21 protein-coding genes are annotated in these 25982 nt (G+C 68.0%); 13 read left to right on the top strand and 8 right to left on the bottom strand.

Translation table 11 applies throughout. The annotated features are described in order from the left end of the window. Window positions 1–45: 45 nt before the first annotated feature. Window positions 46–1671 carry a malate synthase A gene (gene aceB, locus G4D86_RS47560; RefSeq protein WP_164002192.1) on the bottom strand — a complete coding sequence of 542 codons (1626 nt, stop codon included), beginning with the start codon at window positions 1669–1671 and terminating at the stop codon, window positions 46–48. A gap of 282 nt (window positions 1672–1953) precedes the next feature. On the opposite strand from aceB, the gene G4D86_RS47565 reads away from it, so the two are divergent. From G4D86_RS47565 to G4D86_RS47575, 3 genes are all read left to right on the top strand, one after another. Next, a complete protein-coding gene (locus tag G4D86_RS47565) occupies window positions 1954–2304 on the top strand; it encodes a PspC domain-containing protein (protein ID WP_164002193.1) in 351 nt (116 codons plus the stop codon). A gap of 100 nt (window positions 2305–2404) precedes the next feature. Beyond that, window positions 2405–3550 carry a cytochrome P450 gene (locus G4D86_RS47570; protein WP_164002194.1) on the top strand — a complete coding sequence of 382 codons (1146 nt, stop codon included), beginning with the start codon at window positions 2405–2407 and terminating at the stop codon, window positions 3548–3550. Beyond that, window positions 3547–3894 (top strand): antibiotic biosynthesis monooxygenase family protein, encoded by a 348-nt coding sequence (locus G4D86_RS47575; protein ID WP_164002195.1) that lies wholly within the window; start codon window positions 3547–3549, stop codon window positions 3892–3894. The genes G4D86_RS47570 and G4D86_RS47575 overlap by 4 nt, the downstream gene beginning before the upstream one ends. Window positions 3895–3897: 3 nt before the next feature. Here the strand turns inward: G4D86_RS47575 and G4D86_RS47580 are convergent, their stop codons facing one another. Continuing rightward, on the bottom strand, window positions 3898–4386 hold the full coding sequence (locus G4D86_RS47580; protein ID WP_240360882.1) for an MOSC domain-containing protein: 489 nt from the start codon (window positions 4384–4386) through the stop codon (window positions 3898–3900). Window positions 4387–4478: 92 nt separating this feature from the next. Between G4D86_RS47580 and fumC the strand changes: the two genes are divergently transcribed. The 3 genes from fumC (at window position 4479) to G4D86_RS47595 (ending at window position 7350) form a co-directional block, all read left to right on the top strand. Then, window positions 4479–5879: a class II fumarate hydratase gene (fumC, locus tag G4D86_RS47585; protein WP_164002196.1), complete on the top strand. Its 1401-nt coding sequence runs from the start codon at window positions 4479–4481 to the stop codon at window positions 5877–5879. A 210-nt stretch (window positions 5880–6089) separates the two neighbouring features. Then, a complete protein-coding gene (gene clpP / locus G4D86_RS47590) occupies window positions 6090–6695 on the top strand; it encodes an ATP-dependent Clp endopeptidase proteolytic subunit ClpP (RefSeq protein WP_164002197.1) in 606 nt (201 codons plus the stop codon). A gap of 226 nt (window positions 6696–6921) precedes the next feature. Then, complete coding sequence (locus G4D86_RS47595) at window positions 6922–7350, top strand: hypothetical protein (RefSeq protein WP_164002198.1); 429 nt, start codon at window positions 6922–6924, stop codon at window positions 7348–7350. A 2-nt stretch (window positions 7351–7352) separates the two neighbouring features. On the opposite strand, the gene G4D86_RS47600 is transcribed toward G4D86_RS47595, so the two are convergent. Then, complete coding sequence (locus tag G4D86_RS47600; RefSeq protein WP_164002199.1) at window positions 7353–7913, bottom strand: pyridoxamine 5'-phosphate oxidase family protein; 561 nt, start codon at window positions 7911–7913, stop codon at window positions 7353–7355. Between the two features lie 62 nt (window positions 7914–7975). Next, a complete protein-coding gene (locus G4D86_RS47605) occupies window positions 7976–9034 on the bottom strand; it encodes an SDR family oxidoreductase (protein ID WP_164002200.1) in 1059 nt (352 codons plus the stop codon). A gap of 163 nt (window positions 9035–9197) precedes the next feature. Between G4D86_RS47605 and G4D86_RS47610 the strand changes: the two genes are divergently transcribed. After that, window positions 9198–10103 carry a LysR family transcriptional regulator gene (locus G4D86_RS47610; protein ID WP_164002201.1) on the top strand — a complete coding sequence of 302 codons (906 nt, stop codon included), beginning with the start codon at window positions 9198–9200 and terminating at the stop codon, window positions 10101–10103. Between the two features lie 61 nt (window positions 10104–10164). Here G4D86_RS47610 and G4D86_RS47615 read toward each other — a convergent pair whose 3' ends face one another. Continuing rightward, window positions 10165–12105, bottom strand: a complete 1941-nt coding sequence (locus G4D86_RS47615) for a bifunctional metallophosphatase/5'-nucleotidase (RefSeq protein WP_164002202.1) — start codon at window positions 12103–12105, stop codon at window positions 10165–10167. 905 nt (window positions 12106–13010) lie between these two features. Here G4D86_RS47615 and G4D86_RS47620 point away from each other — a divergent pair. Both G4D86_RS47620 and G4D86_RS47625 read left to right on the top strand, forming a co-directional pair. Further along, window positions 13011–18800 carry an RHS repeat-associated core domain-containing protein gene (locus G4D86_RS47620; protein WP_164002203.1) on the top strand — a complete coding sequence of 1930 codons (5790 nt, stop codon included), beginning with the start codon at window positions 13011–13013 and terminating at the stop codon, window positions 18798–18800. Next, window positions 18782–19453: a tetratricopeptide repeat protein gene (locus tag G4D86_RS47625; RefSeq protein WP_164002204.1), complete on the top strand. Its 672-nt coding sequence runs from the start codon at window positions 18782–18784 to the stop codon at window positions 19451–19453. The genes G4D86_RS47620 and G4D86_RS47625 overlap by 19 nt, the downstream gene beginning before the upstream one ends. A gap of 333 nt (window positions 19454–19786) precedes the next feature. Here G4D86_RS47625 and G4D86_RS47630 read toward each other — a convergent pair whose 3' ends face one another. Continuing rightward, window positions 19787–20239: a DUF3293 domain-containing protein gene (locus G4D86_RS47630; RefSeq protein WP_164002205.1), complete on the bottom strand. Its 453-nt coding sequence runs from the start codon at window positions 20237–20239 to the stop codon at window positions 19787–19789. A gap of 157 nt (window positions 20240–20396) precedes the next feature. Between G4D86_RS47630 and G4D86_RS47635 the strand changes: the two genes are divergently transcribed. Further along, on the top strand, window positions 20397–21188 hold the full coding sequence (locus tag G4D86_RS47635) for a hypothetical protein (protein ID WP_240360883.1): 792 nt from the start codon (window positions 20397–20399) through the stop codon (window positions 21186–21188). A 17-nt stretch (window positions 21189–21205) separates the two neighbouring features. Here G4D86_RS47635 and G4D86_RS47640 read toward each other — a convergent pair whose 3' ends face one another. Then, the gene (locus G4D86_RS47640; RefSeq protein ID WP_164002206.1) at window positions 21206–22636 is read right to left on the bottom strand and encodes a M48 family metalloprotease; all 1431 of its coding nucleotides are present in this window, start codon (window positions 22634–22636) and stop codon (window positions 21206–21208) included. A gap of 196 nt (window positions 22637–22832) precedes the next feature. Here G4D86_RS47640 and G4D86_RS47645 point away from each other — a divergent pair, with 196 nt between their 5' ends. Beyond that, on the top strand, window positions 22833–23456 hold the full coding sequence (locus G4D86_RS47645) for a hypothetical protein (protein WP_164002207.1): 624 nt from the start codon (window positions 22833–22835) through the stop codon (window positions 23454–23456). 7 nt (window positions 23457–23463) lie between these two features. Here the strand turns inward: G4D86_RS47645 and G4D86_RS47650 are convergent, their stop codons facing one another. Continuing rightward, window positions 23464–23976: an ester cyclase gene (locus G4D86_RS47650; protein ID WP_164002208.1), complete on the bottom strand. Its 513-nt coding sequence runs from the start codon at window positions 23974–23976 to the stop codon at window positions 23464–23466. A 211-nt stretch (window positions 23977–24187) separates the two neighbouring features. Here G4D86_RS47650 and G4D86_RS47655 point away from each other — a divergent pair, with 211 nt between their 5' ends. Together G4D86_RS47655 and G4D86_RS47660 are read left to right on the top strand one after the other, a co-directional pair. Beyond that, window positions 24188–25279, top strand: a complete 1092-nt coding sequence (locus tag G4D86_RS47655) for an AAA family ATPase (protein ID WP_164002209.1) — start codon at window positions 24188–24190, stop codon at window positions 25277–25279. Continuing rightward, complete coding sequence (locus G4D86_RS47660; protein ID WP_164002210.1) at window positions 25276–25974, top strand: DUF4276 family protein; 699 nt, start codon at window positions 25276–25278, stop codon at window positions 25972–25974. The genes G4D86_RS47655 and G4D86_RS47660 overlap by 4 nt, the downstream gene beginning before the upstream one ends. Window positions 25975–25982: the final 8 nt, after the last annotated feature.

Consider the following 25982-nt stretch of genomic DNA (forward strand, 5'->3'; position numbering starts at 1 on the left):
AGGCTCCTCGCTACAGTTGAAGTGGTTGAAGGTGGTGCTGCGGAATCAGACCTGCGCGTCCAGGGCCTCGTAGGCCGGCAGGGTCAGGAAGTCTTCGAAGGCGGGCGCGGTGGACAGCTGCTCGAAGAGGGCGCGGGCGCGCTCCAGGTGGGCGGCGCCGTAGCGCTCCTTCGCGCCCTCCTGGTCGATGCGGGCCATCTCCTCGGCGAGCAGGGTGCGGAACAGCTCCGCCGTCACCTTGCGACCGTCGTCCAGCGAGGCGCCGTGGTGTATCCACTGCCACACCTGGGCGCGGGAGATTTCCGCGGTCGCCGCGTCCTCCATGAGGTTGTAGAGCGGCACGCAGCCCAGGCCGCCCAGCCACGCGGCGGTGTACTGGATGCCGACGCGGATGTTGTGGCGCAGGCCGTCCTCGGTGCGCGTGCCGGACGGCACCTTGAGCAGCTCCGCCTCGCTGATGCGCACGTCCTCGCGCTTGTTGGCGATTTGATTCGCGCCCTTCATGTTCGCGTCGAAGATGTCCTTGGCCAGCGGGACGAGGCCGGGGTGGGCCACCCACGTGCCGTCGTGGCCGTTCTTCGCCTCGCGCAGCTTGTCGGTGCGGACCTTCTCCAGCACCGCCTCGTTGGCGGCCGCGTCCCCCTTGATGGGGATGAAGGCCGCCATGCCGCCCATGGCGTGCACGTTGCGGCGGTGGCAGGTCTGGATGAGCAGCTGCGAGTAGGCGTTGAGGAACGCCTTGTCCATGGTGACCTGGCCGCGGTCGGGCAGGACGACGCTGGTGTCGGACTGGAGCGTCTTGATGAAGCTGAAGATGTAGTCCCAGCGGCCGCAGTTGAGGCCGGCGGAGTGCTCGCGCAGCTCGTAGAGGATTTCGTCCATCTCGAACGCGGCGGGCAGCGTCTCGATGAGGACGGTGGCCTTGATGGTGCCGCGCGGGATGTTCAGCTCCGACTGGGCCAGGTGGAACACGTCGTTCCACAGCCGGGCCTCCAGGTGGCTCTGCATCTTCGGCAGGTAGAAGTACGGGCCGGTGCCGCGCGCGAGCTGCTCGCGGGCGTTGTGGAAGAAGAAGAGGGCGAAGTCGAAGAGCGAGCCGGAGATGGGCTTGCCGTCGATTTCCACGTGGCGCTCGGGCAGGTGCCAGCCGCGGGGGCGCACGAAGAGGACGGCCGTCTTCGGGTGGAGGGCGTAGTGCTTGCCGCCCTCGGCATCGAAGCTGATGGTGCGGCGGATGGCGTCGCGCAGGTTGAGCTGCCCGCGCACCACGTTGTCCCAGGTGGGGCTGTTGGCGTCCTCGAAGTCCGCCATGAAGACGTTCGCGCCCGAGTTGAGCGCGTTGATGATCATCTTCCGGTCCACCGGCCCGGTGATTTCCACGCGGCGGTCCTGGAGGTCCGCGGGCAGGGGCGCCACCGTCCAGTTGCCCTCACGGATGGCCTTCGTCTCCGCCAGGAAGTGGGGCCGCTCACCCTTGCGCCACGCCTGCTGCACCACCTTGCGGCGCTCCAGCAGGGCCTCGCGGCGCTCTGCGAAGGTGCGCACCAGCTTCGCGACGAACTCCATCGCCTCGGGGGTGAGCACCTCGGCGTAGTCGGGGTGCCACGGACCCTTCACCACCACCCCCGCGCCGAAGGTCGGGGTCTTGCTCGAAGGGGCTGACGCGCTCATCCGGACTCCTTGGCCTGATGCGTTGTAAATCGCTCCGACGGTACCGAAAATGGTTCTTCCGAGGGAGGAATGGAAGTGTCGGTGAAGTTGTGCCTGCTTGCCTGTAATCCTGTCAACAGGTAGCGGATTAAATCTGTAAATCAACAAACTGGCGCCGCCGGGGTGCCGATGACCCACCTGCGGCGAGAGGATGCCGGGCGGGCGCAATCGGAAGCGCCGACTTCCGTAGGTAGGGACGAGGGCCGTTGACGCCAAGGGCGGCCCGTCAGGGAGTGACACACCATGGACGCCATGAAGCGCTGCACGGCCTGTGTGGAGGAGATGAAGGTGGAGGCCACGAAGTGCCCGCACTGCGGGACGCGGACGGAGCCGATGCACCGCGGGGTGGAGGGGCGGATGCTGTCCGGCGTGTGCGGGGCGCTGGCGCGTCAGTTCAACCTGGACCCGGCGGTGGTGCGCGTGGCCTTCCTCGTCTCGCTCCTGCTGTCCTTCGGGACGACGATGATCGTGTACCTGGCGCTCTGGGCCTTCACGCCGTCGTCCGCGCTGGGCAAGGCCCCCTTGCAGAGCACCGTGGACTGGCTCGGCAACCTGGGGAACTCCGACGAGCCGCACGTCGAGACGCGCGTCTAGCGCCTGCTCCATGCTTCGGCCGGGGCCGAAACGTCGGCCCGGGCCGCGCCCGTAGAACCTCCTCGCCGCCGGATGCTCCCGGCGGCGGGAGGAGCCCTGGATGTCGCAGCCGAAAGACGCGCTCGCCGCGCCGACGCACCCGGACCCGTATTCCTTCTACGCGGAGCTCGTCGCTCGCCGGCCCCTCTTCTGGGATGAGTCGTCGCGGATGTGGATTGCGTCGAGCGCTCGCGCGGTGGGCGCCGTCCTCACGCACCCCGCCTGCCGTGTCCGCCCCGTGACAGAGCCGGTGCCGCGAGCGCTCGGCCCCGGGGCCGCGGCGGTGTTCCGGCATCTCGTGAGGATGAACGACGGCCCTGTTCATTGTCCGATGAAGCAGGCCGTGTCCTCCTTCCTCGGTGGTTTCGGGGAGCGGCAGGTGCGGGAGGAGGCGCGGCGCCGGACGCGCCTGCTGGGTGGGCCCGAGCGGCTTCACTCGCTTCCATTCCAGTTGCCGTTGTCCGTGGTGGGGCGCCTGCTCGGGCTCTCCGAGGACGGGCTCCCCCAGGTCGCCGTGTGGACGGGGGACTTCGTGCGGGGCCTTGCGCCGGGGGCGGACATGGACCGGCTCGAAGCGGGCGAGCGGGCCGCACACGGGTTGCTGGAGGTATTCCGCGCCGCGCTCGCTGCCGACGTCGCGGGGCCGCTGGCCCTCTTCGCCCGAGGGGCCGAGCGCTTCGGCGCGCAGGGTCGGGAAGCGCTGCTGGCCAACGCCATCGGGTTGCTGTCACAGACGCATGACGCGACGGCGGGGCTGCTGGGCAACACCGTCCTGGCGCTGCTCGGGCAGCCGGCCCTGCGCGAGCGCCCCGGGCTCCTGCCTCACATCCTGGACGAGGTGCTCCGGCATGACGCGCCCGTGCAGAACACGCGGCGCTTCCTCGCGGAGGACGCCGTCATCGAAGGCCAGCGCCTGGCCGCGGGCGACACCGTCCTCGTCATCCTGGCCGCCGCCAATCGAGACCCGGCCCTCAACGAGGACCCGCACCGGTTCGACGTCGACCGGAAGGCGCGGCGCTCCTTCACCTTCGGCGCGGGCGTGCACGCCTGCCCCGGTGAGGCGCTGGTGAAGTGGATGGCCTGGGGCGCGCTCGAGGAGTTGCTCACGGCCGACCCCGGCCTCCTTCGCGCCGCCGCGCGCGGCGTGTCCTACGTGCCCTCGGTGAACGGGCGCATCCCCCTCTTCCAACGCGAGGTCCGCTCATGATTGCCGTCATCTTCGAGGTGCGTCCCCACGCCGATGGCCGGCAGGAGTACCTGGACCTCGCGGCGGGGCTGCGGCCGCTGCTCGAAGGGGTGGACGGGTTCATCTCCATCGAGCGCTTCCAGAGCCTGACGGACCCGGGGAAGCTCCTCTCGCTGTCGTTCTGGCGCGACGAGCAGGCCGTGGAGGCGTGGCGCCGGCTGGAGCCGCACCGCGCCGCGCAGGCGAAGGGCCGGGCCTCCGTCTTCGAGGACTACCGCCTCCGCGTGGCCGGTGTGCTCCGGGACTACGGCCTGTCCGAGCGCGCGCAGGCGCCCGCCGACAGTCGCGGCTTCCACCACCGCTGAGGCTCAGGGCAGCTTCGGGCGGATGATGCGCGGCGCATCCGGGTTGACGTCCAGGAGCCGCACGCCGTCGCCCTCGCGCACCGTGCCGCCCCGCAGCACCTTCGCGAGCTGACCGCGCCGACCCCAGCTCTCCTTCAAGAGGCCGGGGCGCAGGGCGTCCAGCTTCCAGCACGGCACACACGGCTCCGTCAGCTCCACCAGCACCTCGTCCCCCATGGCCAGCCGCTGGCCCGGGGGCAGGGTGTCCAGCGGCAGCCCCTCCACCAGCACGTTCTCCTTCAGCGCGCCCACCGGGACGTCCAGCGCCGCGCGCGAGGCCTCGTCCAGCAGCAGCACCTGGCGCTTGTGCCCGAGCGCGCGCTGGGAGTGGCGGTCTCCCTCCAGGCCCCGCCCCTCGACGGCCCGGGCCTCGGGGACGCGGAGCATGGGCGTGCCCCGCGCCTGGGCGAGCAGGAGGGCTCGGATGGTGCCGCTCGAGGTGGGAGTGCTCACGGTACAACGGTAATCACGCCGGGGCGGCGGCCGCGAGGCCCGGCCTGTTATGCCCTGGCGCCCCGCCTCCACCCTTTCGAGGAGCCCTGCGCGTGAGCACGAAGAACGTTCGCATCGAGAAGGACACCTTCGGCCCCATCGAGGTGCCCGCCGAGCACCTCTGGGGCGCCCAGACGCAGCGCAGCCTGCAGAACTTCGCCATCTCCACCGAGCGCATGCCCCCCGCGCTCATCCGCGCGCTCGTCCTGGTGAAGAAGGCCGCCGCGCTGGTCAACATGGAGAACGGCAGCCTGCCGCGCGACAAGGGCGAGGCCATCGTCAAGGCCGCCGACGAAGTCCTCGCCGGCAAGCACGACGGAGAGTTCCCCCTGAGCATCTGGCAGACGGGCAGCGGCACCCAGACGAACATGAACTGCAACGAGGTGCTGGCCAACCGCGCCTCGGAGCTGCTCGGCGGCGAGCGCGGCGAGGCGCGCAAGGTCCACCCCAACGACGACGTCAACAAGGGGCAGAGCTCCAACGACGTCTTCCCCACTGGGATGAGCGTGGCCGCCGCCACCTCCATCGTCGAGCAGGTCCTCTCCGAGCTGCACGCCCTCCGGGACGTGCTCGCGGAGAAGTCCCGCGCCTTCAAGGACATCGTCAAGATTGGCCGCACCCACCTCCAGGACGCGACGCCCCTCACGCTGGGCCAGGAGCTGAGCGGCTACGTGGCGCAGCTGGAGCACGCGCGCGGGCACCTCGAGATGGCCCTGCCGCACCTGTACGAGCTGGCCCTGGGCGGCACCGCCGTGGGCACCGGCCTCAACGCGCCCAAGGGCTACGCCGAGCGCGTCGCGAAGGAGATTGCCCGCCTCACCGGCCACCCCTTCGTCACCGCGCCCAACAAGTTCGAGGCGCTCGCCGGCAATGACGCCCTCGTCCACGCCCACGGCGCCCTCAAGGGGCTGGCCGCCTCGCTCTTCAAGGTGGCCAATGACGTGCGCTGGCTGTCCTCCGGGCCGCGCTCCGGCCTGGGTGAAATCACCATTCCGGAGAACGAGCCGGGCAGCTCCATCATGCCGGGCAAGGTGAACCCCACGCAGAGCGAGGCGCTCACCATGCTGTGCGCCCAGGTGATGGGCAACGACGTCGCCGTCTCCGTCGGTGGCGCCTCCGGCAACTTCGAGCTGAATGTCTTCAAGCCCCTCATCATCCACAACGTCCTGCAGAGCTGCCGGCTGCTGGCGGACGGCATGCGCAGCTTCCGCCTCCACTGCGCCGTGGGAATCGAGCCCAACATGCCGCGCATCCGGGAGAACCTGGAGCGCAGCCTGATGCTCGTCACCGCCCTCAACCCGCACATCGGCTACGACAACGCCGCGAAGATTGCGAAGAAGGCCCACAAGGAGGGCAAGACGCTCAAGGAGGTCGCCGTCGAATTGGGCCTCCTCACCTCCGAGCAGTTCGACCAGTGGGTCCGCCCGGAGGCGATGACCGGCCAGAAGGACTGACGACCGGCCAGAAGGACTGACGTCCCGGGCCGTGTGCGAGAAGGTGAGCCGGGCGCTCCGTGTCGCCCGGCCTCCGGACTCCAAGGCAGGGGAGCGGCCAGGAGGGCGTTCCGTGCCGCCCACCCCGGCGGGCCCGAAGCGTGGGACAGCGTACGCTCCGGGAAGAAGGGACGGGCGCGCCGGGACGAGGACGATTAGGGTACTGGGGCCATGAACGTCCCCTTCGTCATTGAGACCACGCACCGCGGCGAGCGGGCGTACGACCTCTACAGCCGGCTCCTCAAGGACCGCATCATCATGCTGGGCACGCCCGTCAACGACGACGTGGCCAACATCATCGTGGCCCAGCTCCTGTTCCTGGAGTCCGAGGACCCCGACAAGGGCATCAACCTCTACATCAACTCGCCGGGTGGCTCGGTGACGGCCGGCCTCGCCATCTACGACACCATGCAGTACGTGAAGTGTCCGGTGTCCACCATCTGCGTCGGGCAGGCGGCCTCCATGGGCGCGCTGCTGCTGCTGGCCGGCGCCAAGGGCAAGCGCTACGCGCTCCCCAACAGCCGCATCATGATTCACCAGCCGCTGGGCGGCGCGCAGGGCCAGGCCACGGACATCGACATCCAGGCCAAGGAAATCCTCCGCCTGCGCAGCTACATCAACGGCCTCATCGTGAAGCACACGGGCCACACCATCGAGCGCATCGAGAAGGACACCGAGCGCGACTACTTCATGAGCGCCGAGGATGCCCGGCAGTACGGCCTCATCGACGAGGTGGTGGAGAAGCAGCGCATCATCTCCCCCACCGCCGGGAAGTAATCCCAGGCTGGCGCCGCCCCCCGTCCGCTCCAGCGGGCGGGCGGCCGGCTGCCCCGGGACGTCTTCGTGAAGCGCATCAGGACGCGGGCAGGGGATGAGCGGGGCGATTCCCGAGAGGCACCGGCGCAGTCCCTGCGCTGGTAGCCCGGGCAGGCGCAGGTTCTTCGCGCCGGCAACGCGTGCTCCCTTGCCTGCGCGTGGCACGGTCCATGCTCAATCTCCAGGTATGCCTCCGCCCCGCCCGCGCTTCGTCCCGCGCATGCTCCTGCCTGGCGTCATCCTGGTCAGCGCCGCGTGTGCCACCCCTCCCACCGGCAGGTCGCCCGAGCCTCCCTCGGCGTATTCCATCCAGCAGGAGCTCGGGCAGCGGGACGTCATCCAGGCGGGGGAGGAATACGCCCGGAACAACAGCTTCCTGTTGGCCGAGGCCGACAGCGAAGCGGTGGAGCTGCGCCCCAATTACTGGCGCATCCGCTTCGGGCTGGCGGACAAGCCCGGACGCGGGCTGGAGCTGGAGTTCGACGAGCTGGCCCGCCAGGTGACGAGCGTGCGGGAAATCGAAATCATTCCGGGCGAGCTTCCCAGGCCGGCCGAGGGCGGGAGCGGGCTCGGCGTGCCCGGCGCGGGCCAGGGCCGGGGGGTGCCGGCTCCCTGACGTCAGGCAGTCTCGTCGAGGAGGCCGGTTGGCAGCCCGTCGAGGCTGCGCACGTTCTTCTGGCGCCGGTAGGTGTCGAGGCCCTCGGGGCCCTTGGCCTCGGCCCACTTCGTGAGCGTGGGGCGCTCACCTTCGTACGCGTAGAGCGGCACGCCGTAGCCGCATGAGGTCTGCACCAGCTCGATGTCGAGCAGGATGATCTGCCGCGCGCCGAGCGGCTCCTCGCCGCCGAAATGGGAGGTGAGCACGCGCGTGTACTCGGGGCCGCCGCGACGGAGCGCCCGGCCGCGCCCGTAGAGGCGCAGAATCTGGGGTGGCCCCTCGAAGGCGCAGAACATGAGGGTGAGCCGCCCGTCCGCGAGCAGGTGCGCGGCCGTCTCGTTGCCGCTGCCGGTGAGGTCGAGCCAGGCGACGCTCTTGTCGTCGAGCACGCGGAGCGCGTCGAGGCCCTTGGGCGAGAGATTCACGTGTCCGGTGGACGCGGCGGACGCGGTGAAGAACACCCGCTGGCGCTGGATGAACTCACGGTGGGCGGGCTCGAGCTGGGGGAACTGCTTGGCCATGCGGTGGACCTCTTCCCGCATGGTAGTCGCTTTGCCCGTGCGTGGCCGCGTGGACGCGCGGCTCAGGGGATGACGCGGCGGCGCCGGAAGTCGTCGAAGATGCCCAGGAACATCGCCTCCGTGTCCACGTACTCGTGGAAGCCGAAGCGGCGCGCCTTGGTGCCGTCGGCGAACATGTCGTAGTTCCAGGAGAAGACGAAGTCGCCGAAGCGCCAGGAGGACACGTCTTTATAGGCGTGCCGCTCCAGTCCGTGCTTCTCCTGCATGCGCTTCCACAGCGGCTCCTTGTCGGCCATGACGACATCCAGCGACATGGGCAGCGGCGGGGCTACCTCCAGGCCGAAGTGGCGGGCGATTTTCGGCCACAGCTCGCTCCACCGGAACAGGTCGCCATTGTTGATGTTGAAGGCCTGGTTGGCGCAGCGCTCGTCGGTGGCCGCCCACACCGTGGCCTTCGCCAGCAGCCCCGCGTCCGTCATCTCCAGCAGCGAGTCGTAGGCGCCCGGCTTGCCGGGGAAGCGCAGCGGCAACCCCAGCTCCTTCGAGATGGCGGCATACACGGCGATGACCATTGCCAGGTTCATCGGGTTGCCCAGCGCGAAGCCGCACACCACGGACGGGCGGATGGCGGACCAGCTCCACGCCTTGCCCTGCTGCCGCGCCTCCAGGAACGCCTGCTGGTCCACGTTGAACTCGGGCGGCATGTGGTTCGCGTCCGTCTCGCGGGCCGGCGTCTTGAACGGGCCCAGGTGCGCGCCGTAGACCTTGTAGCCCTGCATCAGGCTGATGTGCCGCAGGCCGGGGGCGATGGGCTCCACGGCGTCGACGACGTTGACCAGCATGGCGAGGTTGGGCGGCACCAGCTCCGCCCAGGTCGGCCGGTCCTGGTACGCGGCGTAGAAGATGTGCGTGACGTGGGTGAGGCCACCCAGCTTCGCGCGGCAGTCGGCCGCGTCGAGCAGGTCCACCTCCACGTGCCGGACGCGGCCCTCCGAGGGGCCGCCCCGCCGAGACAGGCCGATGACATCCCAGTCGCCGAGCGACGCGAGGTGGGTGACGAGGTTGCGGCCGATGACTCCCTGGGCTCCGACGACCAGGGCGACCTTGTGCTTCGGGCTCATGCGCATGACTCCCATGAAAGTGGCGCAGGCGCGCGGGCGCCGCGGAGTGGTCCCCGACGGGGCCTTCCTCGCGGCGACAAGCGCGAACGCTCCTGATAATGGGCTCCGCACCGCTCGTGGGCCACGCGGGCACACAGCACAGGACCTGTGAGGTGAACTCACGATGGCGCGTCTGGACGTCAACCGCTCGGGAGAGATGGAGGTGTTCGCGAAGGTCGTCGACCTCGGCGGCTTCTCCGCCGCGGCGCGCGCGTTCCGGATGACGCCTTCCGCGGTGAGCAAGCTCGTGTCCCGCCTCGAGGAGCGGCTGGGCGCCCGGCTGGTGAACCGCTCCACGCGGAAGCTCCAGCTCACCCCGGAGGGCGTCACCTTCTACGAGCGGAGCGTCCGCATCCTCGCGGACCTGGAGGAGGCCGAGCGAGGGGCCGCCGCGAGCACCACGCCCCGGGGCCTGCTGCGCGTCAACGCGAGCGTGCCCTTCGGGAGGCACTTCCTGCTGCCCCTCGTGCCAGAGTTCCTCGCCCGCCACCCGGCCGTCTGCCTGGACCTCGTCCTCACCGACGCGGTGGTCGACCTCCTGGAGGAGCGCACGGACGTGGCGATTCGCAGCGGGCCGCTCAAGAGCTCCGACCTCGTCGCGCGCAAGCTGGGCGAGACACGCATGGTCATCGTCGGGGCGCCGGCCTACCTGAAGCGCGCCGGCACTCCGGCAGCGCCGAGAGAGCTGGAGCGGCACAACCTGCTCCGCTTCGGCTATGCGCGCGCGGTGGAGGGGTGGCCGCTCGTGGAGCGGGGCACGCCCGTCACGGTGATGCCGCGCGGCAATGCCCACGCGAGCGACGGCGAGGCGCTGCGCCAGCTCGCGCTCGGAGGGCTGGGACTGGCCCGGCTCGCCGCGTTCCAGGTGAAGGAGGACCTCTCCGCGGGCCGGCTCGTGGCCGTGCTGGAGGACTTCAACCCCGGAGACACCGAGCCCATCCACGCCGTGTTCCTCGGCGCGGGTGGACCGCTCCCCTCCCGCGTGCGCGCCTTCCTGGACCACCTGGCGGCGAAGGTGCGGCTGGTCTGAAGCGCCGTTCCACCCGCCTCCTCCAGTGAGGGAAGGAGGCGGGTGACGGGAAGCCCGGCGATTACGGCGCGGGCGGCGGCAGGATGCCGGTGATGCGGTCCAGCGCGGGGGCGGGCAGCGGGCTCGCCTGGCTGCTGTTCGTCTTGAGGTAGTTCTCCAGGGCGTCCGTGTCCACGGCGCCGCCCAGGCGGTTGCGGCCCTCGTTGAGGACCACGAAGCCGTCACCACCGGTGGACAGGAAGTTGTTCACCGTGACGCGGTAGTCCGTGGCCGGGTCGATGACCTGACCGTTCAGCCGGATGCTCGCGGGGTCGATGCGGCTGCCGATGGGCTGGGTGGCGTCGTAGGTGTACGAGAAGCCCACCGACGGCTGGAGGATGCGGATGGTGACGCCCGTCGGCGTCTGCTGCCACTGGCGCTCCAGCACTGCCTCAATCTGCGCGCCGGTCAGCGTCAGGGTGACCAGGCTGTTGCCGAACGGCTGCGTGGTGAAGGCCTCGCTGTAGGTGACCTCACCCTCGGCGATGTCCGCGCGCACGCCACCCGGATTCATGAAGGCAATCTGGGCGCCGCCCAGGTTGGCCGGCTTCGTGGCCGCGAGCTGCGCGTCCGCGATGACGAAGCCCATGGTGGACTGGCCCACCGGGTCCTTCTGGTTTCCCGGCGTCTGGAGCGTCGCCGCGATATAGCCGATGACGCGGTTGGCGAGCGGCGCGGAGCGCTCCTGGTACTTCGCCACCAGCGTCTTGATGTTCGTGTCCTCAGTCACCGTGCGGGTGACGATGACGTTGTTGGCCCGGGCCTCCACCACCTCGCCCGTCGCCCTATCGAGCTTCAGGTCGATGTCGGTGACGAGCCGGCCGTACGAGGCGGCGCTGGTGACGACCTTGCCGCCGATGACGCAGTTGTAGGCGTTGTGGGTGTGGCCGCTGACGATGAGGTCCACCTCGTTGTCGATACCCTTGGCGATGTCCACGATGGCGCCGGAGATGAGGCCGTCCGTGGTGCCCGTGCCCTTGCACTCGTTGACCAGCGCGCCCGTGGCGGCGACGCCGCCCTCGTGGACGACGACGACGATGGCCTCCACGCCCTGCTGCTTCAGTTCCGGGACGAGCTTGTTGACCGTCTCCACCTCGTCCTTGAAGGACAGGCCGGAGACGAACGTGGGCGTGACGATTTCGGGCGTGCCCTCCAGCGTCATTCCGATGAAGGCGACCTTCACGCCCTCGAAGGTGCGGATGTCATAGCGGGGGAAGAGGGTGCGGTCCGCGGCGGTGGCCACGTTGGCGGCGAGGTACTTGAACCGCGCGCCCTCGAAGCCGTCTCCGTCCTGGCAGCCGTCCACCGGGTGGCAGCCGCCCGTCTGCATGCGGAGCAATTCCGGGCTGCCCTCGTCGAACTCGTGGTTGCCCACGGCGACGAGGTCGATGCCAATCTGGTTCATCGCCTCGATGGTGGGCTCGTCGTGGAAGAGCGCCGACAGGAGCGGCGTGGCGCCGATGAGGTCACCCGCGGACACCACCACCGTGTTGGGATTGGTTTCGCGCAGGTCCTGGATGTGCTTCGCGAAGTACGTCACGCCGCCCGCGTTCACCCGGTCCGGGCCGCCGTCGGGCAGGACGCCCGTCTGAATCTGCCCATTGCCTCCCGTGGGCGCCTCGAGCTGCCCGTGAAAGTCATTGAACGCGAGAATCTGCACGCTCACCGTGGTGGGGCCGGCATCCGTGGTGCCCGCGTCCGTTCCCGCATCCGTACCGGCATCGGTGCCCGCATCCGGCTCGGGATTCCCGGTGGGCCGCGTCTCGCACGTCTTGTTGATGCAGACCCACTCCTGTCCCTGGGAGGGCGCGCCGTTGTTGTCGGTGCAGTCGGCGGCGCTCTCGCAATCAGTGCTGCCGCAGCCGCCGTGGACGAAGAGAAGCAGGCCGGTGACGAAGGCTCCGGCGAGCAGGAAGGTGCCAGGCCGCGCGCCGAGGCGCGGTGGGGACGAAGTCGATTGCATCTCAGCGGCTCCTGGAGCGGGAGGATGGGGGACCCGCTCGGGTCGGCGGACCTTGTCGTGGCCATATGGCAGGCAGGTGAAGCCCCTGCGGCAAGCGGGTGCCGTTACCGTGGTTGAAAGGCCACGGAACAACTCTCGTCAGGGATACTGGTGGCACGGCCGTCGCTCACTGCCGGTGCGCGAGAGCGCGCTTGCTGTTGAAAATTCCAGATGGACCCAAGCTGGCTCCGTGCGTCCTGTTGGTAGGGAAGGAGTGGCTTTGTGGTGCAAGAGCTTGGTGGTATTTGAAAACTCAACATTCCGTCGTGTCCCTTCGGGGCCGGGATGCCGACCACTGGAGAAGTCAAATGCGGCGACGAAGTGAGCCCTCATTCCTGGACCCGTGTTCGAGTGGGGTGCCGGGACTGTGGCGCGCGATGGGGTCCTCCCGGGCCATGGGACTCTGGAGTGTTGTCGCGGCAGGGCTTCTCTCCGCAGCCTGTCAGGGGGACGCTGAAGTGGAGGCACCCGTCAAAGTCATCACGGAACACCGTGAGCTCCGCGCAGGGGCAGGGGCAGGGAAGTCGGGCGAGGACTGCGCGGCGGGAGGTGCTTCTGATTGTGCGTCGCGCTTGTGCCTGCAATCGGCGCATGTGAAGGCGACATCGGCGGGCCGTGCAGGCGCCTATGTGTGCAGCACGCCCTGCGAGACGCTCGCCCAGTGCCCCGACGAGTGGAGCTGCGTCCAGTTCTACCCCGGTGAAGGGGGACGTGCCTGTGTCCCGCCCCAGGGGTGGGTACCGCACGCCGCCCGGCTTCGCGCGTCTCCGCGTTGAGGCGGACGCGACGCGCCTTCGGCACAAATCCAATCAGGTTTACCGGGCCGCGCCCGTACGCGCCCCTCTTCTTTCGTGGAGCATCCTTTCGTGAGCCCTTCTCCCGCTCAGTGGCGTGGCCTCTTCATTTCTCTATGCGTCGTTGGTTCGGTACTGGGCGCGCTGCCCGCCGCGGCCCAGCTCACCTACTGCCTGCCCACGGGCTCCACTTGTGGTGACGGCGTGGCCGTCATGCACGCGTGGAGCTGCCCGTGTGACGGCGGGAGCTGCATCAAGGTCTGCAACGAGGGCCAGACAGCTCCCGACGGCGGTTGCCTGAGCGGCGTCACCTGCACACCGGTGGGCACCTGCCAGCCGGTGACGAACCAGTACAAGGGTGGGACCTGTCAGGGCGACTGGCCGTGCACGCCGGGCGAGAGCTGTGTCGCCGAGGGGTGCACGGGAAAGTGTGTCCTTGACCCGGAGTACTCCGTCCTGGCTGGAGGCGTCCAGGTGAAGGCACCGCAGGTGCGCTGCGATGTTTCCGCCTGCAATCAACCGGACTGCAAGGACGAAAAATGCGAGTGCTCCTCTGCTGGACGTCCAAACCTCGTCGTGGGGGAGCCCGTGGACCTGGCGGCCGGCACCAGCGTGCTGTGGGCGAGCGACTTCGGTGCTTCCCAGGACAATGTCTCCGTGGGGTTTGCTCGCAGCTTCGTGTCCGGTTCCGGGGTGCAGAGTGTGCCGCCTGGTGTCGTCCTTCATGGCGGAGGGATTTCGCAAACTCCCGTGGCGTATACGCTCGCGCCGAAGCCCTTCGGCTCCGCGCCGGCCAACCCGCGCGTAGCGCTCTGGTCGCATGGCCTCTGGAGCTATGTGAAGCAGGAGTCGGGCCTCTACGCCGTGAAGCGCGGCAATGGCGCCGAGCTCCGCTTCACACCTTGCGCAACTGCGCCGTGCTGGGCGGGGAAGGCGGTGGGTGACTCCGCCCCGGACAAGCTTCAGCGCACGTCCTCGGGCTTCGTGCTGGTGACCCCGACCGGAGAGCGCCACCTCTACACCTCCCCGTGGAATGAGAGCGGGGCGACGGTGGTGCCCAGCCACTACTTCCTGACTCAAATCGAATCCAACCGCGGGAAGGTGCTCGCAGCCCTCTCCTATTCATTGCCCCAGGGCCTGACCTGTGTGGCGGGGACCGTGGCCGGTAGCGAGGGGGTGCCCTATCTCTCGCAGGTGACGTTGCCCAACGGAGAGAGTCTGCGCTTCGAGTACGTGCAACTGGGGCCCACAGGAGGGACTCAGTGCGTGGTCCGCCGCCTGTATCGCCGTGTCACCCTTGCCTCGAGTCAGACCGATGAGCGACTGCATGCAACGTACTCCTACGTGCAGCAGGCAGGGGTGGAGCAACCGGGCCTTCTCTCCAGGGTGGACTACGCCACGGGGGAAATGGAGACGTACGACTACCCGGTGGGGAGCCTCGTGATGTCGCGCTCGGATGTGCTCGTCGCGCGCCATACGTACAGCGCTGCTGGCCAGGTGACGGTTGACGAGGACGTGAATGCCAATCTCCAGGTCGGCAAGCCGTTCACGGGTTACTGCGCCAGTGGCCAGAACTGCTGCGGCCCCACCTACACCATCCGGCAGGTGACGGACCAAGCCGCACTGACGGGGAAGATGAGCGCCGCCCAGGCATACCTGATCCGTGCATATGACTCTGTCACGAGCGTGGGGGCCGGAGGTGCGCCGACGCTGTTGCACGTGACGGACTCCTGCTCCGGCGGTGGCTGCAGTCCGGGGACCACGCGCTACGACTGGACCTGCGGCACGACGAGTGAGCCGCCTGTTCTCAAGGGCGTCCAGGACAAGCGCGGCAACTGGACGGTTTATGACCATGCTTTCGTCACGGATTCCTCCGGGACGGTGCAGCCCGAGAAGCGGAAGGAGCTCAAGGGGGCCCTCTACCAGGACGGAGGCGTGGCGTTGGAGGAGACGCGCTTCACCTATGCCTATGACAATGGGAATCAGCAGCTTCCCACCGTCACCGAGCGCGACAGCGTGCTGATGCCCGCGGGGGGCAAGGCGCGCAAGGTGAGCCGCTATGCGCCGGGCACGTCACGGGTGGTGGCCACCCTGGAGTCCGGGTGGACGCGCAGCTTCACTGCCACGACGGGGGCATGGAGCGATGAGTCGCGCGTGCGTGGCACCTTCTATTTCACGGCGCGCACGGCGGGAGACACGACGCCCGACCCCGAAGGCCGGACGCTGGAGGAGCACGGGCCCTGCTGGGTGGCGAGCGAAGCTGCCACGGACTGCCCCTCGGGGACGTCCTACCGGGTGGTGCGCTATCACTACTGGCCTGACAGTGCGGGGTGGCCCCGCGCGGGGAAGTTGAGCGAGCGCAGTGAGGAGGGGACAGGCGTGACGGCCCTGGTCACCACCTTCGACTACGCCTTCGATACCGCGACGGGCGAAGAGGTGGCCACCCAGACGGACGCCAATGGCGTCTTGACGGAGTCGCGCACTGCCAATGGCCGCGTGGTGAGTAGCCGAGTGCTGCCGCCAGGCGGCGCCCCAGCGGTACCTACCTCGTACGGCTACGACTCGGCCGGACATGTCACATGGACGCGCCTGCCCGAAGGCAACTACGAGGTGTCCTGCTACCGGACGGGCACTCCGACTGCAGCCTGTGCGGGCGGCACCATGACTTCGAAGCTACAGTGGCGTGCCAGGTCGGCCGTGACGGATGGAGCCACCTGGAGCGAGAAGGTGACGTACTCCTATTGGGTGGACGGCACCGTGCAGAACGAGCGCTACCTGGATGCCGCGGGCAACGTCCGGCGCGTCCGCGGCTTCTCCGTCGATGCCCACCGGCGACTCAAGACGGAGGTGTGGGGGGACAACTCAGGACTCTACCGACTCGCTCGCGGGTATGACGGCAGCAACAATCTGTCTGGCATCGGGCTGCCCTATCCGCAGAACTCTCCGGACTGCGACTACGGTACCCCCACGTGCACCAGCATGCTGTATGACCGCGCTGACCGGCTCAGTCTGGTGGATGAGTTCCCCGCGAACAATACTGCCACGAGGTACCGCACGTGCTTCAAGCACGACACGCATGGCAACGTCACCAGTGTGGAGACAGGGCTCACGGCCTCCACCGACTGTGACACCTACAGCCCGGGGGCCGGTGCGACGCTCTACACGTACGACGACTTCGGGCAGCTGGTGCAGGTGGACAGCCCCGCGATGGGAACGGGAAGCTCGCGAGGGGCGACGCGATACGCGTACGACGTCAACGGCCAGCAGACCGTCAAGCAGACGCCGTCCCAGGCCGCGCTGTCGGCGCAGGACTATGTGGAGTCGACCCATGACGTGCTCGGGCGGTTGACGCGGGTGGCGCACCTCAGCCCCACGGCTGGCACCGAGGTGCTCTACGCTCAGGGGTACGACACCAGCCAGACGGCCCCTGCCTCATGCGGTGCGCTCGATTTTACAGTGGGCCGCATGCGCTGGCGGGACGACTCCTTCGGACGTACCTGGTACGGGTACGACTGGGCGGGGCGTGTCGTGCGCGAGGTTCGCATCCGCAATGGCAGTACGGGATGCAGCGCTTCCACCCCCAATGCCAATCCGCATACAGCCTACACCTACAGTCCCAATGGGAATCTCACCTCCATCACCTACCCGTACGGCCGCACCGTCCAGTACGTGCATGGGACAGGCGCATGGGCGGATCGTGTCCAGGAGGTCCACGCAACGGTATTTGGCGCAGGGGGCATCTCGTCGGAAGTGACGCTGCTGTCGCAGGTGGCGTGGGAGCCGTACGCAGGACTGCGCGGCTACCGCCAGCATCTGCAGGGCAGTGCCTCCACCGTCAGCGTGGAGTACCGGCTGGGCAAGGCAAGCCAGGCGGTTGACCGCTGCTCGTCGGAAGCCAATGGTGATGTTGGGGCCAATGACAAGACAGGGCGCACTCGCGCATTGTGGGTGTCGACGCTCGCCTCGGGCGCTTCGTGGGTGCCCGGTGCGGGCAATGGCGCGGTGCTGCGTCAGACGTATGTCTGGGCTGCGGACCAGCTGAATTACAGTCTCAGTTGCCTCTTGGGGGGAGAAATCTTCACGTCGCCCTCGCACCAGTACACGTACGACATGATGCAGCGCTTGACGTCTGCGGCGGCTATGTATCAGTCGCCCGGGGTGCCCTTCAGCTCTCGTTCCTTCGGGTATGACGGCCGTGGCAACCGCACTTCCGAGGCAGGGGAGGCGAATGCGTGGACGCTCACGTACGGCGCCGCGCCTGCGCACCCTGACTGGCTGACCCAGCGCACGAGTCAACAGACGGGCAGCTGGCTGTCCTATGCGTACACCTACGACGCGGACGGCCGCGTGACACAGAAGCGCTGGCCGAATGCGGTGTCAGGCACTCCTGTGCATACGCTGGAGTTCACCCCGGGCGCCTGGGCGCAGGGCGGCAATGACACGGTGTTCCGCACCGCCAATGTGCAGGGGGCCAGCTACAGCTACTACTACGACACGGCCAACCGGCGCCGGGTGAAGGTGTACCCGACGGGCGCGATGGACGAGTACTTCTACGACATGGGGCACAGCCTCCTGGTGGACGTGGGGAATGACTCGCTGCTGTCGCCCGCAGCGCACCCGACGGACGAGTACGTGTGGCTGGATGGCAGGCCCGTGGCGCTCATCCGTGGACGGTTGGATGTTGCGCGGGCACGCGAGTCGGATGGTACGGCCGACTGCCAGCGCGCAGGCGAAGCCGCGGCGTGTGGCGTGTACCCGCTGATGACGGACTACCTGGGCAAACCCACGCTGCTGCTTGATGGGCAGGGTCGGGTGGCGGGCTCGGGCGAGTACGACGCCTTCGGCCACGTCAACCGCGTCAGCGTGGACGTGGAGACGCCTCACCCCTACAGCACGCTGACTGGGACGTTCGGGCCGACGTTGAAGCAGCCCACGACTGTGGGCACGAGCACGCAGATGCGGTTACTGGTGGACGCGCTGGACTTGTATGCACCGCAAGGGGCTGACTGTGCCAGCAGCCCGACGGATGCGCTGCAGGTGCGTGACGCGACCAGTGGCGCTGCACTTGAGACGCTTGCCGCCGACCAGCGGCATAAGTGGACGGGGTGGCTGACGCCAGGAAGTACGGGCGTCAAGCTGGCGATAACCAGCGCAGGTGATTGCGACACCGCGTCCGCTGGCTGCGCCTGCGCGGGCAGCGCTCCGACGGTGGGGCGCACCCAGATGGGGGCTGCGGCGTCCGCCTTCGAGTACCGTCGTTTCCAAACGGGCGCCCAGCCGCTTTGGACGCCGGTGCGCTTCCCAGGCCACTACCACGACGCCGAGACCGACCTCTTCGAGAACTGGAACCGCTACTATGACCCTTCGATAGGGCGGTACCTGCAGCCGGAGCCTCTCCTTCAGTCGCCGTTACGAATCACTCTCGCCCTCAAACTGGGCGAGGTCGGGTTTCCGAGCGCCTATGCGTACGCGGGTAACAATCCGGTTGGCAATTTTGACGCAGATGGACGGACTACTAGACAGTATCGCAGGGATGGGACGGGAAGCACAGCCGCCGAGGTATTGCACAACGCAGGCAGGGTGGCCGAAGCTCAACGTTGTGCGAAGAAAGCGAACGAAATTCTCAACGAATGCCTCAATAAGGAGGAATGCGAAGAGCCGCCTCCTCTGCCAGAGAATCCCTCTTCAAAAGACTATAATCAGCGCTTCGGATTCCTGTTGAACCAGTTGCTGAAGCGTAACGCGAAATGCGAAAAGATAGCGCGATGCCTCGATCTGTCGTGTATGGCGTGGTTCGACGACCTCAATGCGGTCATGCCCACAGAAGTGGTTGCGTTCGACAAATGCATGCAAGCGCCTTAGTTGCGCTCCTTCTGGTGCTGCTTGCGACGAGGGCCTCTGGACAATCACTTTGGCTTTCGGAGCACTTTGCCAACGAGTGCGAGTATGAGTTGGCATTGGTAAACTGGGACAAGGCGCCCGCAGCGGAGAGGCAGTCGTTCGACGGCCGATTTCTCAAGGCAAGAATACTGATTCAGTTGGGTCGAGGCGTGGAGGCTGTGAACGAAATTTCAACTCTCCTGACCGAAGCTGACGAAAAACGCATGGCTGAGGTGCTACTGGCCATGGGGTTGGCACAGAGCGCGGCCCGACTGTTCGAGCAAGCAGAAAAATCATTGCGTGCTGCCAAAGCAAAAGGCGCCGACATCGATTTGGTAGACGCAGCAGTCGCGGAGGTGCGGCTGTCAAATGGGCGAGTGGTGGAGGCGGAAGCGCTGTTGCGCCAAGTTCTGCGGCGCGCTCCAGATTTGCAGGGTCCCATAATGAACTTGGCAACTATCCGAGCAACGGAGGGAAATCTGACGGAGGCCGCCGCTCTAATTCGTCTCGCCTGGCATCTCGGCTATCAGAATCCGAAGGAGCTTAGGAAGGCACCTGAATTCGAAAAAGTTCGTGCCAGCGGCCTCATCAATGACTTGATTGCCGCGACTACAAGGCGCTGCGGCATCCACTGAATACAAATAACGGGAGGGCCAGAGCAGCTCGCGTCAGGCGTTATAGGGCTTGGAAGCTGATTCAGTTACTGTGCCCCGGGCATTAGGCGATATCTGCAGTTAGAACCGTTGGCTTTCAGCCGTCGGTCGCGAAGGATGCCCGCTGATGGGTGTGTATTCGCCGCTCGTTCCGGCCTTCAGGGATCTGCGCGGAATCAGACCCCTCACCGGGACGGACCGGTATCGTGGGTGGCGAGGCTTCCAGAGCGCTCGAAATGGCGCGCTCGATGCGCCGTAAGAGAGGATTCTGACGATTTGAGTTCAGCATCCCAGGTACCCGGTCCGACTGCTTTTTCATCGCCCCGTGTGCGAGTCCCCGCAGAACAGCAATTCCGCTGGCGTGCCGACACGGCCCACCAGCACCGCCACCTGTCCATGGATGCGGCCCAGGCGCTCGGCCTCCGCGCGAGGCAGTCCTGGGACGAAGAAGCTGTCCTCAGACCAGCCCTCGTCCTCCGCCACGCCGATGGCATCCACCACCTCCCAGCCTCCCGCCGCCAGCTCTGACTTCAATTGCTGCTGGGCCCGCTCGTTCTCGTCCATGTCTCGTGGGCGCGACCCCGGATTCCAGGCCGTCAGGAAGGCCCACTCGCGGTGGCATCGTGCGGTCAGCGCGGTGTCCAGCTCGGGGTGGAGCACGCCCACTCGCAACACCCACTCCCTTCCTCTCGTGAAGGCGTGGGGCCGGATGACGTAGCGCGTTGCCCGGTAGGCCTCTTCGAGTCGCTTCCGCTCTGCGTCGTTCATGCGCGGTCTGCCTTTTGCCTCGCCGTGCGGGTCTCTCGCGACTTCTGAGTGGCGAATCCAGTTTCTGTTAATTCCTGTGAATATCGGGCCCCCCGCGACGTCCGAGAGGCCTGCCAGGTTCCATTGCGGAACGTTCTGGTGTGCGAGGGGAAAGCAAATGATGCGTCGAGTCGTCGCGGGTGCCGCGTTGTTCATGGCGTTTGGAACCGGCTGTGTCTCTGTCAGCCAGGTGCAGACGGCGGACACCCTGGGTTCGGGCAAGTTCCAGTTTGGCATCGAGCCCGGCGTGGGCGGCGCGGCCGTCATCAGTGACGACGTCGGCGGCGGCAGCATCTACTACCCGCACGTCGACCTGTCCGCGCGCTATGGCGTGTCCGACAGCGTGGACCTCGGCGTCCGCTTCGGCTCGTCCCTGGTGGAGCTGCAGAGCAAGTTCCTGCTGACCGACCCGCGAGACCCGGGCAAGGCCATCTCCCTGGCGCCCTCCGTGTCGGGCGTGTTCCTGGGCTCCGGAGACAGCGACAGCAGCATCAGCTACGTCAACGTGGCCCTGCCCCTGCTGGTGGGCTTCAAGACGAGCGGCGGCTCGGAGTTCGTGCTCGGGCCCCGCGTCACCGGCACCCGCCTGTCCGGCAGCGCGCTGGAGGAGGGCGCCGCCGTCAACATCCTCAGCGTGGGCGCCTCCGTGGGCTACGCGCTGCGCGTCACCGAGGGCTTCCGCCTGATGCCCGAAGTGGGCGTGTCCGTGCCCGTGCTGGGCGAGGTGAACACCTCCCAGTCGGACTCCGAGGTGGCCTCCGGCTTCGGCGGTGGCTTCGTGCAGTTCAAGCTCGGCTTCCTGTTCGGCGGCGGCCGTCCCATCAACAGCAGCGCCAGCATCGACTCCGAGGACATCGACCACGGCACCGACGACAGCGGTGATGCGGACAAGGACGGCTACGAGAACTGAGGTCGCCGTCCCGCGCGTCACCGCGGGGGCTTCACGCCTCCCGTGACGCGCTTCACCGTGTGGCCCGCGGGCAGCGTGTCCCCGGGCTGCACGCCGTTGATGAGCGCCACCTCCTCTACCGGAATGGTGGAGGGGTATTTCTGATGGAACTCGCGCACCGTCATGGGCGCCTCGAGCTTCACCAGCTCGACCCGGGCCGGCTGCACCGCCAGCGCCGCCGCGTCCGTCAGCTCGCCGAAGCTGTTGAAGGTGTCGCGGAAGGCGCTGTCGTACGCCGGCAACTGCGCCGCCGTCGTGTAGCCGAGCAGCTGAAACGTCGCGCCCGCGTGCGTGAAGAAGGTGGTGACACCCCGGATGGTGCCCTGCTCCGTCTGCGCCTGGAAGTACACCGAGCCCGCCGGGTAGCCCGTGGTCGGCGTGTCCATCACCTGGATGCCCTGCTGCGTGACGAAGGCCTTCATCGCCTCCTGGGGTGACACGTTGCCCGCCGGCGCCAGCCCGAGGAGGGCTTCCTCCTTGGGGCTGACGGCGAGCACCGCCTGCGTCTGGTTCGCCGTCTTCCAGCCCTGCGGGAAGGTGAGCTGGAAGCGCAGGCCCGGGTGGAGGAAGCGGCTGCCCTGGAAGAAGCCCTGTCGCGGGTCCTCTCCGTAGGCCATGCCCTGGAGCATGGCGAGGTACTCCTCGCGCCGCTGCTTCAGGCGGGTGACGTCCACGTGGGCCTGCTCGGCGCGCGCTCGAGCCGTCTTGACGCGCTCGCCCGGGTCGGGGTGCGTGGACAGCCAGGAGGGCAGGCTGCCTCCGGCGGACTCACCGACGCGGCCGAGGGTGACGAAGACGTTGGCCGCCTCGCGCACGTCGTAGCCGGCCTCCAGCATGTAGCGGAAGCCCAGCTCGTCGGCCTGGCGCTCGTCGTCGCGGCCGTACTTGAGGAAGAGGAGCTGGAGGCCCGCCGCGGCCAGCCCGCCATACTTCGCGAAGTCCTCGCTGAGGACGCTGCCCACCACGAGGCCGACCTGCGCGAGCTGCGCCTGGGAGAGCTGCTCCACGGAGTGCCGCGCGGTGATGTGGCCGATTTCGTGCCCCAGCACCGACGCCAGCTCCGCCTCCGAGTTGAGGTGGGTGAGCAGCCCCCGGGTGACGAAGACGGGGCCACCCGGCAGCGCGAAGGCGTTCACCACCGGGTCGTCCACCGCCTGCACCGTCCACGGCAACTCCGGCCGCTCCGAGCTGCGCGCCATGGGCAGGCCCACCGCCGCCACGTACTCCTGCACCTTCGGCGCGTCGAGCAGGCCGATGGACTGCTTCACCTCCAGCGCGCCCTGCTTGCCGAGGGAAATCTCCTCGTCCTGGGACACGAGGGACAGCATCCGCTTGCCGGTGGCGGGGTTGCGCACACAGGCGGTGAGCGCGAGCAGCAGCAGGGACAGCACCCGGAGTCGTGCGGGCATGAGACCTCCTGAAAGGGTGGGGCTTCGGGAAGGCTGGGGCCGGAGCCGGGGTTCGACTTAGGGCAGGAGGCCCGCGAGGACCACGGGCGGTGTGGATGCGGTGTCACTGCCGGACAGATGGGCGCGCGGGCGGGTCGTTCTTCCGTTACGTTCAGCTCTTCCCGGCGCGCGGGTTGCACGGGCAGGAGGCTCTCGGATGGACACGCTCGAGGCACGGATGGAGCGGCTGGAGCGCCGCTGCCGGCGGTGGCAGGGGCTGACCTTCGTCGCGCTCGCACTGGCCGGACTGGGACTGGGCGCCGCGGCGCTGCGGGATTCGGCGGTGCCGACCGGGGAGCTGGTGGCGTCCCGGCTGGTGCTCACCGATACCCGCGGGCGCACGCGCGCCACCCTGGGCACCGACGAGGGAGGCAACGCGGCCCTGGTGCTGCGCGACGGCGAGGGCAGGCCGCGCGCACTGCTGGGCGTGGGCGTGGACGGCTCGCCCCGGCTGCGCTTCTCCACCGCGGCCGGTGAGTCGCTGGCGGAGCTCACCGTGTACTCGGACGAGGCGCCGCGCCTGACGCTGTCCAAGCCCGGCGGCGCGGACCTGTTCTCCGTGGGGCTCCAGGTGGATGGCTCGTCGCGGCTGGAGTTGGCGGATGCCAATGGGCGGCCGCGCGCGATTCTGGGCGCGGACGAGCACGGCGCGCCCAACCTGCTGCTGGTGGACCGGCGCGGTCAGGCTCGCGTGGCGCTGCGGGTGAATGCGTCCGACGCGGCCAGCCTGGTGGTGGAAGGGCGCGACGGCGAGGTGTTCCGCGCGCCCGGCGTGCAGTGACGGCGCGTCACGGCTTCGGGGGCACTACCTTGTAGCCGCGCTGGAGGAGGGGGGAGAGCCTGTCGGAGATGTCCCAGGCCTCCACCACCTTGCCGTCGCGCATGCGGTACAGCGAGTGCCCGTTGAGCAGGAGCGGCTTCGGCTTGCCCGTCTCGTCCAGGTTCTTCGGGTCCGAGCCCAGGGCCTTCCAGTGCACCACCACCAGGTCGCCGTCCGCGACGAGGTGGAGGATGTCGAACTTGAGGTCGGGGAACTGCTGGAAGCTGGCCTCGGCCTGCTGGCGCACCAGGGCCGGGCCCACGGCGTCCGGCGGCGTGCCCGGTGAGTGGTCCACGAAGTCCTGGGCGATGTACTCGGGGATGCGGTCCAGCTTGCGCAGGTTGTAGAGCTCCTCGGTGAGCAGCCGCGCGCGCTCCTTGTTCTGCGCTTCCAGCGCGGCGGTGCGCTCCACGGGAGACAGGGTGGCGCAGCCGGACAGCCACCCCAGGGCACAGAGCCACAGCGTCACATGTCGGGTCATGGGGACGGGGAGTCTGCCCGGGCCATCGCAAGCCCGTCAGCGCCCCGGCCCCGCAACCGTTCACCTCAGGGCGCCCCATGGGGGCGAGAGGCGGGAGTCCTGTTGGATCCTCTGCACACCCCGGTGCGTGAGCCAGTCCTTCCCCGACTGGGGGCCGGTGCGATAAGCGGGACTATCGCCGTACCGCATCGACTCTGGGAGCGAGTCCGTCATGGCCCAACTCGAGAAGCTGACCATCAAGGGCTTCAAGTCGATCCGGTCGCTAGAAGGGCTGGAGCTTCGTCAGCTCAACGTGCTCATCGGTGCGAACAGCGCGGGCAAGAGCAACTTCATCGCCTTCTTCCGGCTCTTGAATGAGCTGATCGAAGGTCGGCTCCAGCTCCATGTGGCTCAGCGCGGGGGGCCGGACGCGCTGCTGCACTATGGGCGGCGAACGACTCCTGAACTCAAGGCCGAGCTCTACTTTGGACAGAACGGGTACGTCTTCAGCCTCGTGCCCACGGTGGATAACCGGCTGATCTTCCTAGAGGAGTCAGCCTCGTTCATCACTCGCGAGGGAATACCCTTTAAGTGGGCTCTGGTGCCTGGCCATACAGAGAGCCAGGTGCCCAGCGCTCAGCACGAGGTGGTTCCAATATACACCACGATCCTTCCCGCTCTCCGGGCCTGGCGCGTCTACCACTTCCACGACACGAGCGACGCGGCGAACGTCAAGCGGGTAGGCGCTCTCAACGACAACCTCTTCTTGCGCGCGGACGCGGGCAATCTGGCAGCCTTCCTCTATCGATTGCAGGTGCAGCACCGGGCTGAGTACGAGCGCATCCGCGACGCGGTCCGGCAGGTGATGCCTTCCTTTGACGACTTCCTGCTGCGCCCCTCGCCGCTCGCCCCCAACTCCATCGAGCTGGAGTGGCGGGAGCAGGGCTCCGACTTTCCATTCCTGGCGCACCAGCTCTCTGACGGGACGTTGAGGTTCATCTGCCTCGCGACGTTGCTGCTTCAGCCCGAGCTGCCGTCCACCATCCTCATCGACGAGCCGGAGCTGGGCCTTCATCCCTACGCCATCAACGTCCTGGCCTCCCTGCTGCGAAGCGCTTCGACCCGGACCCAGCTCATCCTCGCCACCCAATCCGTCACCCTCATCGACCTGCTGGAATTGGAGGACCTCATCGTCGTGGAGCGGCGCGGCGGGCAGTCGACGTTCAAGCGGCTCTCCTCCTTGGAGTTCGCGCAGTGGATGGAGGAGTACAGCCTGGGCGAGCTGTGGATGAAGAACGTCCTGGGGGGGAGGCCCTCCCGGTGATTCGGCTGAACATCATCGTCGAGGGACAGACCGAGGAGACCTTCGTGCGGGATCTACTCGCTCCCCACCTGGGAGAGCATCAGGTCTTCACGGTGGCCCGTTGTGTCGAGACGGGGCGCCGCAAGCAGCGCATCTACCGGGGCGGGCTGCTCAGCTATGCCAAGGCACGGCAGGACATCCAGCGCTGGCTGTCACAGGACCCTCAGGCGCTCGTCTCCACCATGTTCGACTACTACGCCCTGCCCGATGATTTCCCGCAGCCAGCTGTGCCTCGGGGCGGCACCCCCATCCTGGAATGGGTAGCGAGGCTGGAGGCGGCCCTGGCCGCCGATATAGGAGGGGGCTCCCGCTTCGTTCCGTACATCCAGGCCCACGAGTTCGAGGCGCTCCTCTTCAGTGACGTGGAGGCGACGAGCCAGGTCCTCGGCGCCAACCCCGCCCAGCTTCAGCAGCTCCAGAAGATTCGCGGCGCCTTCGAGACGCCCGAGCACATCAACGACTCACCGGAGACCGCTCCATCCAAGCGGCTCATCCAGCTCTTTCCCGCGTACGACAAGACCTTCTTCGGCCCGGCGGCGGTAAGCCGGATTGGCCTGACCGCGGTCCGGCGGGAATGCCCTCACTTCGCGAGCTGGATGACGCGCCTGGAGCGGCTGTCCGCCCAGCCTGCGGACGGCGAAGCCACCGGAGGGTGAACCCCGGC

The organism is Pyxidicoccus caerfyrddinensis, from assembly GCF_010894405.1.
In the GTDB taxonomy this organism is placed as follows: Bacteria; Myxococcota; Myxococcia; order Myxococcales; family Myxococcaceae; genus Myxococcus; species Myxococcus caerfyrddinensis.